This window comes from Pedobacter sp. BS3 (assembly GCF_008274585.1).
Lineage (GTDB): Bacteria > Bacteroidota > Bacteroidia > Sphingobacteriales > Sphingobacteriaceae > Hufsiella_A.
In genome coordinates this window covers 392,946-410,340 of sequence record NZ_VTRT01000004.1, presented here as the reverse complement: position 1 = coordinate 410,340, position 17,395 = coordinate 392,946, and the positions used below count along the sequence as shown (strand labels likewise).

At 43.9% G+C, this 17,395-nt stretch carries 11 protein-coding genes; 8 read left to right on the top strand and 3 right to left on the bottom strand.

The window, feature by feature from the left end:
- The first annotated feature begins 47 nt into the window (after nucleotides 1-47).
- The 8 genes from FW774_RS13385 (at nucleotide 48) to def (ending at nucleotide 8,634) form a co-directional block, all read left to right on the top strand.
- The gene (locus tag FW774_RS13385) at nucleotides 48-2,657 is read left to right on the top strand and encodes a lamin tail domain-containing protein (RefSeq protein ID WP_149348699.1); all 2,610 of its coding nucleotides are present in this window, start codon (nucleotides 48-50) and stop codon (nucleotides 2,655-2,657) included.
- Nucleotides 2,658-2,776: 119 nt separating this feature from the next.
- A complete protein-coding gene (gene map / locus FW774_RS13380; RefSeq protein WP_149348698.1) occupies nucleotides 2,777-3,541 on the top strand; it encodes a type I methionyl aminopeptidase in 765 nt (254 codons plus the stop codon).
- A 170-nt stretch (nucleotides 3,542-3,711) separates the two neighbouring features.
- The gene (locus FW774_RS13375) at nucleotides 3,712-4,293 is read left to right on the top strand and encodes a dihydrofolate reductase family protein (RefSeq protein ID WP_149348697.1); all 582 of its coding nucleotides are present in this window, start codon (nucleotides 3,712-3,714) and stop codon (nucleotides 4,291-4,293) included.
- A 186-nt stretch (nucleotides 4,294-4,479) separates the two neighbouring features.
- Complete coding sequence (locus FW774_RS13370; protein ID WP_149348696.1) at nucleotides 4,480-5,235, top strand: helix-turn-helix domain-containing protein; 756 nt, start codon at nucleotides 4,480-4,482, stop codon at nucleotides 5,233-5,235.
- Nucleotides 5,236-5,264: 29 nt separating this feature from the next.
- Nucleotides 5,265-6,428: an FAD-dependent oxidoreductase gene (locus tag FW774_RS13365; RefSeq protein ID WP_149348695.1), complete on the top strand. Its 1,164-nt coding sequence runs from the start codon at nucleotides 5,265-5,267 to the stop codon at nucleotides 6,426-6,428.
- A gap of 86 nt (nucleotides 6,429-6,514) precedes the next feature.
- A complete protein-coding gene (locus FW774_RS13360; RefSeq protein WP_149348694.1) occupies nucleotides 6,515-7,327 on the top strand; it encodes a KilA-N domain-containing protein in 813 nt (270 codons plus the stop codon).
- A 40-nt stretch (nucleotides 7,328-7,367) separates the two neighbouring features.
- Nucleotides 7,368-7,997: a Crp/Fnr family transcriptional regulator gene (locus FW774_RS13355; RefSeq protein WP_149348693.1), complete on the top strand. Its 630-nt coding sequence runs from the start codon at nucleotides 7,368-7,370 to the stop codon at nucleotides 7,995-7,997.
- Between the two features lie 52 nt (nucleotides 7,998-8,049).
- The gene (gene def / locus FW774_RS13350; RefSeq protein WP_149348692.1) at nucleotides 8,050-8,634 is read left to right on the top strand and encodes a peptide deformylase; all 585 of its coding nucleotides are present in this window, start codon (nucleotides 8,050-8,052) and stop codon (nucleotides 8,632-8,634) included.
- 163 nt (nucleotides 8,635-8,797) lie between these two features.
- On the opposite strand, the gene FW774_RS13345 is transcribed toward def, so the two are convergent.
- From FW774_RS13345 to FW774_RS13335, 3 genes are all read right to left on the bottom strand, one after another.
- Nucleotides 8,798-9,880 (bottom strand): T9SS type A sorting domain-containing protein, encoded by a 1,083-nt coding sequence (locus tag FW774_RS13345; RefSeq protein WP_149348691.1) that lies wholly within the window; start codon nucleotides 9,878-9,880, stop codon nucleotides 8,798-8,800.
- 170 nt (nucleotides 9,881-10,050) lie between these two features.
- The gene (locus FW774_RS13340) at nucleotides 10,051-12,339 is read right to left on the bottom strand and encodes a BamA/TamA family outer membrane protein (protein ID WP_149348690.1); all 2,289 of its coding nucleotides are present in this window, start codon (nucleotides 12,337-12,339) and stop codon (nucleotides 10,051-10,053) included.
- On the bottom strand, nucleotides 12,332-17,371 hold the full coding sequence (locus FW774_RS13335; RefSeq protein ID WP_242457827.1) for a translocation/assembly module TamB: 5,040 nt from the start codon (nucleotides 17,369-17,371) through the stop codon (nucleotides 12,332-12,334). Before FW774_RS13335 ends, FW774_RS13340 begins: the two co-directional genes overlap by 8 nt.
- Nucleotides 17,372-17,395: the final 24 nt, after the last annotated feature.

Sequence of the window (17,395 nt, the reverse complement as noted above, 5' to 3'; positions counted from 1 at the left end):
TTTGATTTAATTAAATATTTGTAACTTAATTTGTTAATTCGGCAAATATGAAAAAATGTTTACTCTTTTCCCTACTTTTTTGCAGCTATTTTGCTTTTGGACAATTGCATGATGGTTTTGACGATGGCGATTTTACAGCCAACCCGGCGTGGGTTGCCAGTAATTCGGGTAACGATTTCACCGTAAGCAACGGCCAGCTACAATCTAATAACGAAACGGCCAGCAGTACCTTTTCAATTGGTACCGCTAATACGCTGGCAACTTCCGCCGTATGGGAGTTCTGGTGCAACCTGCAGTTTAATACTTCCAGTCCAAATTATGTAGATGTTTACCTGGTTTCCAATCAAACCGATCTGCTAAACGCCAATATCAACGGGTACTTTGTTCGCCTTGGCGATACCAACGACGAGGTAAGCCTGTATAAACGCAGCGGCAGTAAAACCTCTCTGGTAAAGCTGATTGACGGTATCGACGGGATTTTAAACACCTCGAACAATAGGCTGAAAGTGCGTGTAACACGCACCGAAGCCAATACCTTTATCCTTGAACGGGATATTACCGGGCTGGGAACCTCGTATGTTACCGAAGGTACGGCCACCGATGCCACCTACACCACCACATCCTGGTTTGGTTTGTACATTGCTCAATCGACTTCATCCTTTTTCAAGAAGCATTTCTTTGACGATTTTTCCATCAGCGCATATACCCCCGATGTTACTCCTCCTAAGCTGGTATCGGCTAAAGCCATCGATGCACAGCATATAGAGGCTACTTTTAACGAAGCTGTCGATGCTACCGCCTTGCAAACTGCTAATTACAGTGTAAATAAGGGCTACGGAAATCCCGCAACGGTTACCGCAGGTACAGGCAATACCTATATCCTGACGTTCACCAATCCGCTTGCCGAAGACTCCTACCAGATAACGGTAACGGGTGTTAAAGATATCGCTGGAAATGCAATCACTTCCCCCGACAATACTGCAACTTTTATCTATACTGCTCCTTATATCGCCAAACCAGGCGATGTGGTGATTAACGAACTGTTTGCCGACCCCTCTCCGCAGGTTGACCTGCCGGGAGTTGAGTTTATTGAGCTTTGGAATGTCTCACAGCATACCATCAACCTGAAAAACTGGAAATACAGCGACCCAACCAGCACAGCAACGCTGCCCGATATGGCTATCAATGCAGGCGAATACCTGATCTTATGCGCTAAGGCGGATACGCTGGAATTTAAACCGTTCGGTAAAACCCTGGGCATTTCGCCCTGGCCCTCGCTGAATAATGCCGGTGATAACCTGACACTGAAAAGCGACCTGGGAACCATAATAAACCAGGTAAACTATGCCGATAGCTGGTATAAGGACGACACGAAAAAAGCCGGCGGATGGACACTGGAACTGATTGACCCGGCAGCAACCTGCAGCGGTATACAAAACTGGTCGGCAAGTAACGATGTCTCCGGCGGCACACCCGGTCGCCAGAACTCAGTGTACACTACCGGCACAACTGCCGAACCGTTAAAATTACTTACCGCCGCCCTTGTTGACAGTGTAACCGTTCGCTTAACCTTTAATCGTTTTGTGGACAGCCTGATAGCTGCCAATCCCGCCAATTACTCCGTAAATAATGGCCTGGGCCAACCTGTAAGCGCTTTGCCCGTAGCGCCAAATTTTGAAACGGTAGATTTGAAATTTACATCCGTTACCCGCGGATATAACTACCAGGTCGCGGCTAATAACATTACCGATTGCAGCGGCTCCATCATCGCGTCAACTGCGAATACAGCTAACTTTTTCTATGCACAAAAACTTGCTAAAGGCGATATTCTCATCAACGAAGTATTATTCAACGCCCGTACCGGCGGAGCCAAATTTGTGGAGATCTATAACAATACCGACCATGAGCTGGACCTGCACAACCTGTACCTGGCAACCACCAAAGCACCTGATAGCCTGGTGACGCCTAAGCAGGTAAGCGCTACATCGCTGCTCTTTCAGCCCAAAGCGTACATGGTTTTAACTACCGATCCGGATAATGTTAAAAAGGAATATCAAACGCAGAACCCTGACGCGTTTATTAAGATGGCGTCCCTCCCCTCCTATCCAACAAGTGAAGGTGTAGTAGTGCTGGTAAGCGACAATAAGCGCATCGACCAGTTTAACTATTCGGCCGATATGCATTTTCCTTTATTGAAGGATGTTAAGGGCGTTTCGCTGGAACGCAGCAGCTTTTCCCGTGATGCCAATGCACCGGGAAATTTCCGCTCCGCCGCAGCATCGGTGGGTTATGCCACGCCGGGTTATAAAAACTCGCAGTATGCCGAAGATGCAAGCTCAACGGAAGAGGTGTATTTAACTTCCAAAACCTTTTCGCCGGATAACGATGGCTTTGAAGACGTTTTGTTGATTAACTACCAGTTCGACCAGCCGGGCAGGGTGCTGAACGCGACCGTTTACAGCGACAAAGGCGTGCTGATCAACAAGCTGGCTAAGAACCTGACACTGGCATCCTCCGGCAGCCTGACCTGGGACGGCCTTGACCAATACGGCGATAAAGCCCCGGTAGGCGTATACATTATTTATTTTGAAACGTTCGACACCGGCGGTCACCTGAAGAAATACCGGAAAACCTGTGTGCTGGCAGCAAAGCTGTAAGAGGTGATATGAGTAGATTTGAGATTTAGAAAAGTACAGGTGATAAGTTGTGTATATTTGAGAGTTAGGGTCAGCCTATGACAACGCCCTCAATAAACAACAAATAGATACAAATAAATATGTCAATAACAAACGAAGCTGAGCTCCTTGGGATGAAAAAAGCAAGTGAAGCTGTTGCCTGCACGTTAAAGGAAATGCGAAACTATGCTCGACCCGGAATGACAACAAAACAACTAGACGACTATGGGGCAAAAATCCTGTCGGATTTTGGGGCAAGATCTGCACCTTACTTAACCTATGGGTTCCCTGGTTGGACTTGCATCAGCGTAAATAATGAATTTTGTCACGGTATTCCGTCAAACAAAACAACACTGCAAGAAGGCGATTTAGTGAATATAGATGTTTCTGCTGAACTTGATGGCTTTTGGTCGGATAATGGCAGCTCATTTGTACTTGGAGAAGACATTAACCAGCATCAAAAACTGATAGACGCTTCAAAACAGATTCTGCATAAAGCAATCCATAACATCAAAGGCGGTGTCCGCATTTCAGACATCGGATACCTGATTGAAACGGAAGCTAAGAAACGCGGTTACAAAGTAATTAAGAACTTAACAGGGCACGGAATAGGCAGAAGTCTTCACGAAGCACCAAGCGAAATAGCCAATTACAGGGATCGCTTTAATCCGACAAGATTTAAGAAAAATGCCGTTGTTGCCATTGAAACATTTATATCAACAACTTCAACGTATGCAGAAACACTTCATGACGGTTGGACTATGGTTGGAAATAAAGGCGGATTTATGGCACAGCACGAACATACGATTGTTGTAACTGACGGAAAGCCCGTCATACTCACAGAGATGAATGAAATTTGGAATTGACATACAAGATAAAGCCTGAGCTAACGTACCAATTTGGAGCTTTGTGCTTCTAATTAACTGTAGTAAATTTAGTTTTTGCACTTCGATTTCCCGCCAAACATCAAGTCCCAAAACGTTAGCGGTCATTGTAAAAAGAAAAACCACAAACAACAATAAAAAAATAGAATCCTATGAGAAAAATAATTTCATTTATGCACATATCGCTTGACGGTTTTGTAGCAGGACCGAACGGAGAAATGGACTGGATTAAAGTAGATGAAGAAATTTTTGATCATGTTGGTAAGCGGATAAGCGAAGGAGACACTGCATTATACGGACGGGTAACTTATCAGATGATGGAAAATTACTGGCCTACCGCAGCAGACAAACCGACAGCAACCAGGCACGACATGGAGCATTCAAAATGGTATAACAAGGTTCACAAAGTTGTTTTATCAAAAACAATGAAAGACGCGGGGTTGACTAACACAACAATTATTAGCGACAAACTTTCGGAAAGAATAAATGAAATAAAACAATCCCACAATGGCGAGAGTAAAGATATCTTGCTTTTTGGTAGCCCGACAGCAACCCATTCACTTATTCAACGGAACCTAATTGACGGCTACTGGCTATTTGTTAATCCAATTATTCTTGGACATGGCATTCCATTGTTTGCAGACATCAAAGACAAAATAAAACTAAACCTATTGACTACCCGGCAATTTACCTGCGGAGTAACTGAACTGAATTACATAGTGGACAAGCAATAACCACGAACCGCTAACAAGAGCTTGGCATCAGGCAAACTTGATTGAGCGAAGCTCCAGCTTCGTTCGACTACTTTTAAGCCTCCGGCTGATACAATCGAATAAAACCGGAGGCTTATGAGAAAAGCACCAAGTCGGAGTTTAGCGATAGTCATTTTAAAGCGACATCCTGCAAATAGGCAAACCACAATGAACAATGATCTACAGTACAAAATTGTTAAACCAGACAGGCCGCTTTCGGATTTTGTAGATAGTTTTTGGTTTTTGCGTAACCAATCCGATACCGCAAAAGAAACAATAGGATTACCCGATGGGCTCATCGATATATTACTGTTCAAATCAACCAAAGAGCCTTTTCGTATCGCACAGCTTGGCGGACTGACACAACACGAGCAGGCAAAAGTTCCTGCCAACAGCCAGATGTTTTGCATCAGTTTTAAATTGCCTGCCGTGGAGTATATTTTCAAAGAAAACATTGCCGGCATCGTAAACAGCGGGAGGTTTTTACCTGATGGCTTTTGGAGATTTACGGAAAACGATCTGCTGGATTTTGAACGCTTTATAGAAAAGGCAACGCGAAAAATCCACTCGCTTTTACCGGAAAAAACAGACGAACGCAAACGAAAATTGTTTGAATTGATTTATGCGACAAAAGGGGCGATCACCGTAAAGGAGCTTTCTGAAAAAGTATTCTGGAGTAGCCGGCAGATCAATCGTTACTTCAATCAGCAATTCGGCATTTCACTCAAAGCATATTGCAACATTCTTCGTTTCCGGGCTTCACTGGACCACATCGCGAACGGAAGGCTTTTTCCTGAAGAAAACTTCTTCGACCAAAATCACTTCATCAAGGAAGTAAAGAAGTTTTCGGGCGTTGTACCCAAAGAATTATCCCAAAATAAAAACGACCGATTTATACTATTATCCGCAATAAAACATACATAGTTTTGCATATAATTAAAGAATGCAGAACTATGTTATTACAAAATAAGCAAATCGCCATTGTGGGCGGAGGACCCGCGGGACTGGCGTTGGCAAAGCTTTTACAAATAAAAAATGTGAATGTAAAGGTCTATGAACGGGATATGAGCAGGGATGTGCGGGTTCAGGGCGCTACGCTCGATTTGCACGAAGGCACCGGATTGGAAGCATTGAAACGTGCAGGTTTGCTGGATGAATTTTATAAAAATCATCGTCCCGTGGCAAGTAAAATGCGGCTTACAGACGGGTTGTTAAATATCGCGTTTGACGACCACGACTTTGCAACCATTACGGCAGAAACCCGTCCCGAAATAGACCGTGCACCGCTACGAGATATTTTATTGAACTCGCTGGAACCCGATACCGTTGTGTGGGACAGCCATTTCGTTTCAATGGAAAAAGAAAAAAATGGCTGGCGGTTGCACTTTAAAAACGGGACCAGTTCGTATGCTGATCTGGTCATTGCCGCCGATGGAGCGAATTCAAAAGTACGCCCGTATCTGAGTAACATTAAGCCAATTTATTCAGGTATTACACTGATTGAGGGTAATATTTACAATGCCGAAAAATATACCCCCAAACTTTTTGCTTTTGCAAAAGGCGGAAAAGTGATGGCTTTTGATAACGAGCAATTCGTGGGCTATGGCACCAAAGGCGACGGTTCCATCATGTTTGTGGCCAATTTTAAAACGCATGAAAACTGGCTTACAGAAAGCGGTATAGATTTCAACGACAGGCAACAGGTTTTGGAATGGTTTAAACAAGAGTTCGCAAATTGGAGTGACGAATGGTACGAGTTTTTCACCAACGACGCCGTTTACTTTATCCCTCGCCCGCAATATTATTTTCCATTCGACCAATATTGGGAAACACAGGAAAACCTCACGATGATTGGCGATGCGGCTCACCGTATGCCGCCTTATGCCGGCGAAGGCGCCAATGTAGCATTGCAGGATGCGTTTGAGTTGGCCGAATGTTTAACGGGTAATCAATTTGCTGATATTAAAACGGCAATCGCGTATTTTGAAAAGGAAATGGTTGCAAGAGGTGCGGAAGCTACGAAAGACACCTTAGAAAATTCCGAAAGGATGTTTTCAAAAACCGCGTTAGAGCAAATGTCGGTATTCTTTAACCAGGTAAAAGACGGTTTTGATTGAGCGAAGCTCCGGTTTAGCGCTATGAGACGTGTTTTTGTGGATAGCACTACAAAAAATTTAACTTTATAGCGTTGAATAATATAACAATGGCAAAAATTAATGTAAGAGATACAGAAATCACGATTATATCAGTTGAGGAAAAAGATTACATCTCACTTACTGATATGGCAAACACAAAAGAAAACGAAAGTCGTGCGGCTGATATAATAAAGAACTGGATAAGAACTCGTTACACACTTGAGTTTTTGGGAACGTGGGAGCAGATTAATAATCCCAATTTTAAAGTGGTCGAATTCGACCACTTTAAATCACAGGCAGGTTTACACAATTTCGTGCTTAGCGTTTCGGAATGGATTGAAAGAACAAATGCCGTTGGAATAATCGTAAAGAAAGGCAAGTATGGTGGGACATACGCACACAAAGACATTGCTTTTGAGTTCGGTTCTGCAATCAGCGTTCCGTTTAAACTGTATCTGATAACCGAATTCCAGCGACTTAAAGAGGAGGAGCAAAAGCAACTTGGTTGGACAGCCAAACGAGAATTGGCAAAACTAAATTATCACATCCATACTGATGCTATTAAACATAACCTTATCCCAAAAGAACTTTCACCATCACAAACTTCAATTATTTATGCTAACGAAGCCGATGTGTTAAATGTTGCCCTGTTTGGCATAACAGCCAGGCAATGGCGTGAAATCAATCCCACTCTGAAAGGAAATATCCGTGATTATGCAACAATCAATGAACTGATTTGCCTATCAAATATGGAAAACCTGAATGCAGTTTTCATCAATGAAAAAATTCCGCAAAAAGAGCGCCTAATAAAACTCAACAAAATTGCAATTCAACAAATGAGTATATTACAAGGCTTCGATAATCAAAAATCATTGAAATAGGTAGGCAATAACCCGACAGACCTAAAACTCGGATCAGGAAATGGGACACATCAGGGAATATTACGAACGGATAATAAAACTCAAAGAATCGGAATGGAATTTTATCGCTTCACATTTTGAGAGAAAAGTATTTGCTAAGAATCAAATCATCACCAGGCAAGGCGATACCGAAAAGTTTCTCTCTTTCGTTGAAACGGGAATCGTAAGATTTTACATTCCGGATAACCCCGACAGCTATCGGGGCGAATTGACCTTCAATTTTAGTTTCAATAAAGAATTTACCTGCGCTTACGACTCATTCTTAACACAAACGCCATCTGAATATGAATTGCAGGCATTAACAGAAACCATTGTCTGGCAAATATCTTATGAAGACCTGCAAAAAGTTTATGCCCAAACCAAAGCCGGAAACTATTTAGGACGCTTCGCCTCCGAAAAGCTATTTCTTGCAAAAAGTAAAAGAGAACTGTCACTTCTCAAACATACCGCCAAAGAGCGCTATCTGAACTTGTTCAGTGAACAGCCCGAAATCTTAAAATTCATTCCGCTAAAATATGTTGCTTCTTACATCGGCATTACCCCACAAGGATTAAGCAGAATACGACGGCAAATTACGAAGCAACCACCATTAAAAACCTTAAACGTGCCGGTGAGTCATTACTTAACATAGGTTCATTGCCTGCCCGGTTTGTTCTTTGGAACTTTGTCAAAAAAACCAACGAATGAAAAGGCAGATTTTAGCTTACGGGCATCCCATTTTAAAACAGAAATGCAAGGATATCGAACCATCCTATCCCAAATTAAACAACCTGATTGCAGATATGTGGGAAACGATGAACAACGCCAATGGTTGCGGACTGGCCGCATCACAAATTGGGCTGCCCATAAAACTTTTTGTTGTAGACAGTAAAACAACGTTTGAAAATCTTGAGGAGCAAGACCGACAAACTTATTTCGGGAAAGAAGATAATGGAATAACAGAAACGTTCATCAACGCGAAAATCCTTGAACGTTCTGAAGAAACCCGGGAAGACGAAGAAGGTTGTTTAAGCATTCCTGGTCTGAGCCAGAAAGTGAGCAGGAATTGGACAATTAAAATCGAATATTTCAATAAAGATTTTGAAAAGCACACCAAAACATTTAGCGGAACAACTGCCAGGATGATACAACATGAATACGACCACACCGAAGGAATTTTATACCTCGATTATCTGAAACCCCTAACAAAGAAGCTCATAGCATCTAAACTAAAGCAGATTACAAAAGGGCAAATCAAACCAGAATACCCGATGAAGTTTGTGCGATAAGAATATTTGCTGTTAATAAACCATTGACAAACCGAGGCTGTAAGCCGGGTTCGGTTTGATTGAGCGAAGCTCCGGCTTCGTTCAACTACTTTTGAGCCTCCGGCTGATACATATAGAATAAAGCCTGATGCTTACGGACAGGGTACTAAGCGAGAGTTTCTAATCACTCTTTGACAAGACGAATGGTTCGTCCTCCAATAAGAGCAAAATAAAGCCCCGCAGGAAGATTTGAAACATTGACTTCTTCAACTCCCTGTTTCGTCAGATCATGGGACATTACTTCCACTCCTGCCGCGTTAATAATTTTTATTGGGGTGCCTGCTGTATCAAACTGACCACTCCGGGCTATGAATAATTTTCTTTTAAAGGGATTAGGATAAATTTTTATATTTTCAAGAGAGAACTCCACCGCTCTGGCCATTGAATAAGTAAAATCACCGTCCTGATCCTTCATTTTTAGACGGTAATAATTATTCCCCGCCATCGGAACCTGGTCAATATAAGTATATTGTCTGGTAACGGTCGAATTACCTGCTGCTTTCACCTGATCGATTATTTTGAATTCTTTTCCATCGGTGCTTCGCTCTATTTCGAAAACGTCTGTGTTCGTTTCTGCGGATGTTTCCCACCTCAGTACAGCCTGCCTGCCTTGTTTATGCGCCTCAAACTTTGTTAATGAAAGCGGCAAAGGAGTATCGGAAGCTATAATTGTGAGACTCCATGAGGGAATGGAGCTAACTTCTGTTTCATTGTTGACAATGCTACTCGCATACAGCTTCCAGGTACCGTTGGGGTTATAGTTATTAAAGGAATCAAGCCGGTCTGTAGTTCCGGCCGGGAGATCCTGAGTACTTGCAATCGAGGGACGGTAAGTACCGGGAAGAAAATTCCCTGTAAAAGTGTATGGCGGTACATTCGGGGAATCCTGGTCAAATATCAGGTCGCCTGAAGTGATGAAAAAAGCCGATCCACTCCTTGAGAAAAGACAGACTACCTGACCCGTAGGGCTCTCCAAATACACCTGTTTACCTGCCATACCAACGATACTGACGTTTTCTAAGGTAACTACTACTTTCATTGTATAGTTATTAAGTCCCGAGACCACCAGTGTGCTGGGGAATGGGTCGCCATGACTGTTAGAATAAATAGTAATAGGATTATTATTGGTAAAAGTAGTCTGGGCATTTACAAGGCCATTATTAAAAAAGATGCAACCACTTAAGAAAATAGTAAAAAATAATTTCATAGAACTATAGATGTTGATTAAGGATATAAAGTTATGTAAAAACGACTATTTATAAAAATTATGGCAATCCGGCTTAAGTTGCAGCAAGATTCAGGTATTAACCTACCTTAATCCTTCGCTGCTTCGCATATCTCAATACGCAATACGCAATACTCAATACTCAATACTATTTAGAACGGATACCCTATCGCTAAATTAAACACCAGGTTTTCCTTTCGCCAGTTTTTGCTGCCGAAATCGATCTGGTCAAATACCCAGCGTTGTCCTTCAGGCAGCCAGGGTTTGCGGATAGGGAATGCCAGATCGGTACGCAGAATGAGAAACGACAGATCGAACCGTAAACCAACACCCGTACCAACCGCCAGTTGATTGAGAAAATCTTTGGTGAATTTAGCACCCGGTTTCACCTTGGCCGGGTCAGGATCATCATTCAGCAGCCAGATGTTACCGGCGTCTACAAATACAGCGCCCCGCACAATGCTGAACAGGTTGGGACGGTATTCCGTATTCATTTCCAGCTTAATATCACCCGACTGGTCAGTGGTAAACAGATCGGTATCGATCTTCGGGTCTCGATAAGTGCCCGGGCCAAGCGAACGTGCCCGGAAAGCACGAATGCTGTTCGAACCACCGATAAAGAACTGCTTCACAAAAGGCAGGGCCGTTGAATTACCGTAAGCATAACCATAACCCGCTATGATCCGGCTGGCCAGCTGCGATTTCTCACCTATTTTCAGGTAGTGCCTGAAATCGGCTTCCATACGGATATATTGCGCATAATCGGTACCGAAAAGCGTCTTTACATTGCCATGCTTCGCGTCAGCGCCGCTCAGCAAGCCCACTATGTTACCCGATAAATCCAGGTTACCATTAAAATAAAAGGTGTTGCGCTTATATTGCTCGTTAGTATTAGTATAATTGAAATTATAGGTCGGGCCAAATATAAATTGCTTCTCAATAGCCTTTTCCAGCGTTGGATCTGTAGCGGCTTGTTGCCGGTATTCATCACTCACGTGCGACGGTTGTACATACGTCACACTGAATATATTCAGCGTATGTTCCTTCTTAATATCTTCTTTCCAGTTATACCCGAACGATGTGCGGAATGAGTTGAGGTTGTAGCTGTTCTGCCGGTGCAGCAGGTCATAGCCTAAAGTAACCTTGGTTCGCGGCACAAAGGCACTGGTTGAGTTGATCTTAAACGGCGTAATAAACCGCGGAAAGCTGAGGTTAGCCTCGCCTCCAGCCCTGAAAATATTATTGGCTTTATTTACGCCCGAAATCTGTACATCAGTACCTACGTACCCCGTAACAGTAAGCAGTTCCGCACCCTTAAATGTATTCCGGTTCCGCCAGCTCAGGTCCACTTCAGACCCGGTATAATTAGCCGAATTGGTTTTACCCAGCAACTCCAGCCGTAATGATTTTTTTGGATAAGGTGTAAGGTAATAATAGGTATCCAGCAAGGGCTTTCCGGTACTGTCAACCTCGGTAAACTTGTTCTTTACAAATTTAAAAGTACCCAGGTTAACCAACCGGTTTAACGACATATTATGATCTGTACGATTATACAAATCTCCCTTACGGAAAAACATCATACGACTAAATACCCGTGGTTTGAAGGTATTTCGCGGATCAATCACATAAAAGTCGTCGTATGGCTTGGCCTGTGCCCGTGAGTTCTGCCGAAGGTTGTAATCGGGATAAATGTAAATGTTATTAATGGTGTACTGTTCCTTAGCCTTATCGGGAGTACTGTCTTTCACATTCACATAAATATTAACCTTATGGTTATTCACAGTACTATCTACCAGCATAATAAGGTAATCCGGGTTGAAATAGTAAAAACCCTGTTCTTTCAACCTGGAATCTATACGCTCACGTTCGGCCTTAATAACATCCAAATTGTAACCATCACCCGCCTTTAACAGGCTCTCGTCCACTGTGGACATTACGGTTTTGCCCAAAACGCTGCTGTCTGTAATAAAAGCCACCGAATCAATAAGATACTGCCGGCCAGTCTCGGCATGGTAAGTCAAACGGGCCTTTTTTCCATGTATCGATGTATCGGCTGTGGCCGATGAGTTAAAATAACCCCGGTTCTCCAACCGGTTGGTGATGAGCTGCCGGTTGTAATCTACCTTAACACTGCTGAACAACACAGGAGGTTCGCCGAATTTCTTACTCAGCCAGTGGCTTAATCCTTTTTTTGCTTTACTGTACAACATCAGCTTAAAGCGGATGCCCAATACCGAGCTGTTTGGCTTAGGCCGGAGTATGGATGTCAGATCGCTTTCAAGCGATTTCTTCTCAGATTTTTTAAGTCCTTTGGTATCAACTTTCACTTTAGCGCCGGTGTACAGGTAATCGCCTTCGGGCACATATTTGGTTGTGCTGCACGAACTGATAACGAGTGCAATGAACAGGATACTGCTGATATGGATAATACGCTTACTCATCGGCCTTGGCTGCTTTTTCTTGTCTTTTCAATGCCCGGCGACGCCTGCGCTCTTCGGGCGAGGTAAATATTTCTTTCAGTTTATTATAATCGGCTGTGATTACAAAACCGAGCCCGGTTTCAATCACCTGCCCCTGTAAAACGGTTTCGTATTCGTTCTTCTGATAAGCCCGCAACAGGTAACGACCATCTTTGGATAGCTGGTATTCTACCGAGATATCACCGGCAAAATTGCTGGTTTTCTGCCCGGCCTGCTGTGGCCCTTCCAGTTCAAAATTACTGCCTACAGAAACTTTTAGCCGGTCATTCAGCAAGCGTTTGGATATACCTACATTCAGGTCGGTACGGTTTTTACGTTCGCCGGTAGTATAATCATCCGAGCTTTCCAGACCGATATCGAGGTCAACACCTTCAATCAAATCTCCCGCAAGGTTATTCAACTGCTCGCTTAATATCTTGCTTACACTTTGCCGTGCCAGCGATTCGGCGCTGGTGCTGGTGCTGCTTTCAAACGGATTTTCGGAAATAAACCGGTTAAGCAGCAATAAAGCGAACACTTGCTTGTTCAACTCAGACGGTTCCTCCTTAAGCTGGTCTAAGCGGGTGTTTACATTGGTAATGATATCCTGCGATACGTTATAGCTTTTGTCCGGCAGGTCGATATCAAAGGTAATAATCGGTTTCATCAGCTCACCTTTCATGTTCAGGTTTACTTCGAAAGGCAGCTTTTGTTTATAGGTATTTTTCACCGATTGCGAGGCGTCGCCTAACTGATTTTCCACCAGGTCTAAGGGAGCCGTTTCCGTGCGGTAAATCGCCGTTACATCCACATTAGCTGTGGTCGGTTCGCCTGTCCAGGTAATGGTGCTGCCTTTTTTAATATCAAAACGCCGTTTCAGGAAATTAAACGAAAGCTCATAAGCGCCTTCTTCCAGTTCGTAAGTTCCGGTAAGGCTTATCTGCCCACTGGGATCGATACCCGCAACAAGCTGGGCTTCGCCTTTTACCCGCAGAAAATCGCCGTTACCCTGGTCAATAATAATGTTGAACTCGGCACCTTTATCAATTTCAATATTAGCCGAAAGATCCAATCCTGTTACAGCACTTTTGCTCACGGTGTCCCGCACATCTTTCAGTGCCAGGGCGAGTTCGGGATTATCCATATCCACAAACTCAACAATACCTTCCCGCTCCTCAATACCCGGGTCATTTTCCGGTAAGACAACGGTCAGTTTTGACTTATCGTTGATTTTGATGGTACCGTCAATAACCGGTTTGTTCAAATCGCCTTTAATGTTAATGCGGCTATCGAGATACACCTGCCCGTAATACAACTCATTATCCTTAGCGGTAGAATTCAGTGCCCTGAAATTGTTAGTTCGCACATTCAGGCCAAAGCGATAATCAGTGAAGTTTTGCGTATACACCATACCGTTTACCGAAGCCTTATTTCCGGCCGAATCAAGCAAGGTGAAGTTGTTAAACTTAATGCCCTCATCGTTAAAGTTGATGGTATTATCATTCACCCGGAAATACGAGTTCAGCATAGCGATATTGAACGCCGCCTTGTTGAAACGGATATCGCCGCGAACCTGTGGCGCAGATGCGCTTCCGCGGATGGTTAACCGGCCGTTAATGGCACCGCTGGTTTGTTTCAGATTACCAAATGTAAACCCTTCAATGCTTTTCAGGTTCAGGTTATCAATATTCAGCGTCATATCCATGGTGGATGACCCGGTGTTATAATCTCCCGTAAGGTTAAGATTATTACCCTGGCCCGTGATGGTTACGTTGGCGGCATACGTGTTGGCCTGCTGGTTATTCACTTTCAGCGCAATGTTTCCTACCGTATCGCCACGGAAACTGAAGTTATCAACCGTCATATCGGCTACAAACACCGGCGAAGCCTGCAAATTACTTACGGTGGCTTTACCGTTCATGGTTCCGCCAATTAACAGCGAATCCTTTTGGGCGATCTTTGTCAGCGTTTCTATCTTAAAATTATCAAGTGCAACAACCAGCGGATTATTCAAGCCGGGCGGCTGCGTATCAATGCTTAATCGCTGATTGCTGTTGCTTATCGCGAAGTTTCTTGCCTCAATACCATTAGCTCCAAACTGGATAGCGTTGCCCTCGGCTACTGTCCAGGCCTGGTAATTCAACAACAAACCATTAGGAGCCAGGCTGAACTGGTAGGCATCCGGCAAAGCCTTAAGCACACCGGCTATACGGTAATGGTCTTTTTTATCTTTATCCTTTACCGCGATGGTGGTAGTAAGCATATTGTTCTGTGCCTTACCGGAAATGCTGGTATTGATCAGTTGAAATTGTGCATTACCCGCCTGGGTAAGCGTCGCGTTATAGTTCAAGGCATTATCTCCGGTATTTATCCGCAACTGAAGATTATTTACCGTATTGCTTCCGTACACGATTTTAGGAACGGAACCATTCACCACCAGGCTGCTGTCGCTGCTGTTAAAGCTTCCCGTAAGGGTAACGTTAGCCATTTCCTTTAAATCGGGCAGCAGTTTGGAAAGCACGGGCGCATTAATCAGCAATACGTTAAATTTTAACCGTTGCGGACTGTATTTAGCAGGCTTTGCGGTCGCCGTGGTTGTAGAAAAATACCGGTTAATCAGATCCTGCATAGCTGTGCCCACTTCGGTAAGCTTGTATTTACCGCTTACATCGGCACGCAGAAATTCGCTGCGTAGCTTCAGTGTATTGCTATCTGCATTAGCGGTTGATACCAGGCTGATGGTGTCCAGCTGAAAACGCTCACCCGAGCGTACCAGTAAAGGTTCGGTCAATAAAATGCGACCGTTCAGGTAATCGGGGTCGGCTGTTGGAAGATCGGCCCGCAGCTTCCCGTGAAAACGGAATTCTTCGGTAGCGAAGTTCAGGTTCTTCAGGTTAATGCTATCCATATCCAGCGCCAGCTTTACACTGGGATACTTGTTCTTGAAACTGGCCAGGGCATTCATCCCGAACGTGATATTCGGGTCTTTCATCGCCGCTTTAGCCGTTATGATACCATTTGATGCCTTACCTGTCATGTTCAGGTTTCGGTAAGCGTAGCGGTTATATTCGGCTTTGATAACACGTGCGGCGAAATCGGCCCGCATGGTTTTAGGGTCGGTTCCAACACCGTTAACTTTTGCGGCAAGCGTTACGCGACCCACCGTTTTTTCCTGCTTAATTAAACGACCCACATCAAAATTAAACAGGTTTACCGTGGCTTTATAGCTTTCATGTCCCTTGCGGGATGCGTTGTAACTGGCAATGGTTCTGGCGCTGCCGTAGCTGGAATGCAGGTTCAGGTTGGTGGTAAAATTGCTGATGCCGCCCTTAAACGTTCCCTGCAATTGCAGCGCCTGCGGCAAACGAATATTTGCCGGAATAGTTCCTGCCGGAACAAAAGTGAGCAGATCAGAACTCTGTGTCGTCAGGTCATCAATCCTGACATCAAAATATGCTTTATTGACATCAGGCAAACCTTTGATCTTTGCTGCTCCCTTTACATGCGTATTCCGGAAACCGGAAAGCTCAATAGAGGGAATATTGAGATTTTTAACCTGTCCGTTTACTTTACCGTTAATAAACAGCGTGGCGTTCGGGTTATCCTTAAACGGGTTGGTTCCTGCCAGCGAAGGAACTAATAACAGCACATCATGAAAATTCAGCTTGCTGCCGTTAAGGTTAGCATCCACACGCAACTCTCCGGGATTTTTACTGAGGCTTTCTATAGAAGGATAATTTAGCCGGATCTGGTTTTTGATAACCGTTCCGTTAGTAGCTATTTCCAGGTTGTTCAAATAGGCCTGGGTTTTGCCGTAAAAGAAATCGGTATGCAGTTTTTTGAGCGCAAAACCGCTTTTATCGCTAAAGCTGCCCGAAGCGATGTTACCGGAAATGGTATCAATAGCGTACAGGATATTTTCGGCCTCCAGATTCAGGTTTTTAATGTTCAGGTGAGCGTAATCCAGTCCCCGCTTTAAAACAGGCATATTAAAGTTATCAAACCGGATATTGTTATTCTTAAACTGAATATTGTTTAAGGCTACCCGCCAGTTATTGGCCTGAACTTCTACCTCTTTACCCGCTTCATGAGCCACCACTTTTGCCTGCTGTGTTTTGCCCAACTGGAATAAAATATCAGATTGCTCCAGGTTAACCTGCTCCAGGTTTATGCTTTGCTTTTTCAGGTCGATCTGGTTAGCCTCTACCACAAGTTTGCCCAGGTTAACATCGGCTTTCATGGCCGAAACCTGGTTCTCGTAATCAACATGGATGCGATCAAGGTTTATCTCGCCAAGTTTTAAACCGATATTGACCGGTTGGGCCGCTTCTACAGAATCTTTGGTGTCACTCTCCGGCTCGGCGGCCGGTTTTGATTGCAACAGCCTGGCATTTACCCCCGAAAGATTGATTTTAGGGATGTTGAAGTTCATCTTATCCAGGTCGAAATCCTTGATCCTGGTATCAAAATGCCCTAAATAGAAGCTTACATCGTTGGCAGTAATGGCATCGCGATAGCCTACCCTTATGCGGTCAAGGTTAATACGGCCTACCGAAAACTTCATTGTTGATGTCGTATCTTCAGGCTTCGGCTGCTTCTTTTGCTCGCCGGCAAATGCCTTAACGATATAATCAAAATTAAATACGCTATCGGGCGTACGTTGTATGTAGGTGGTGATGCCCCGCAGGTCGATCTCATTAATCTCCAGCTCATTATGCAGCAGCTTAAGCAGGCTGATATCCACTTTAAGCGTGTCGCCGGCAAGCAGGGTATCTTTTTTCTGATCCTCAAAATAAATGTCTTCCAGCACCAGCAGCTTAGGCAGGTCAAGACTGATCTTATTGATCTCTACCTTCGTTCCGATTTTACCTTCTAAGTAATTTACAGCTTTGTTCTTCGCGTAGTTCTGTACAGACGGAATACGGATCAGCACAAACAGCAGCAGCACCAGGAATACGATGCTGGCAAGTATCCAAAGGATGATTTTAAGAGAAATTATTCCAAATTTTTTCAAGAGTATTACTGCAACTTACGTCTT

Bases quoted from the DNA above. Each gene is read 5' to 3' on its own strand.
- FW774_RS13385 (WP_149348699.1), top strand. From the start codon at position 48: ATGAAAAAATGTTTACTCTTTTCCCTACTTTTTTGCAGCTATTTTGCT.
- map (WP_149348698.1), top strand. From the start codon at position 2,777: ATGTCAATAACAAACGAAGCTGAGCTCCTTGGGATGAAAAAAGCAAGT.
- FW774_RS13375 (WP_149348697.1), top strand. From the start codon at position 3,712: ATGAGAAAAATAATTTCATTTATGCACATATCGCTTGACGGTTTTGTA.
- FW774_RS13370 (WP_149348696.1), top strand. From the start codon at position 4,480: ATGAACAATGATCTACAGTACAAAATTGTTAAACCAGACAGGCCGCTT.
- FW774_RS13365 (WP_149348695.1), top strand. From the start codon at position 5,265: ATGTTATTACAAAATAAGCAAATCGCCATTGTGGGCGGAGGACCCGCG.
- FW774_RS13360 (WP_149348694.1), top strand. From the start codon at position 6,515: ATGGCAAAAATTAATGTAAGAGATACAGAAATCACGATTATATCAGTT.
- FW774_RS13355 (WP_149348693.1), top strand. From the start codon at position 7,368: ATGGGACACATCAGGGAATATTACGAACGGATAATAAAACTCAAAGAA.
- def (WP_149348692.1), top strand. From the start codon at position 8,050: ATGAAAAGGCAGATTTTAGCTTACGGGCATCCCATTTTAAAACAGAAA.
- FW774_RS13345 (WP_149348691.1), bottom strand. From the start codon at position 9,880: ATGAAATTATTTTTTACTATTTTCTTAAGTGGTTGCATCTTTTTTAAT.
- FW774_RS13340 (WP_149348690.1), bottom strand. From the start codon at position 12,339: ATGAGTAAGCGTATTATCCATATCAGCAGTATCCTGTTCATTGCACTC.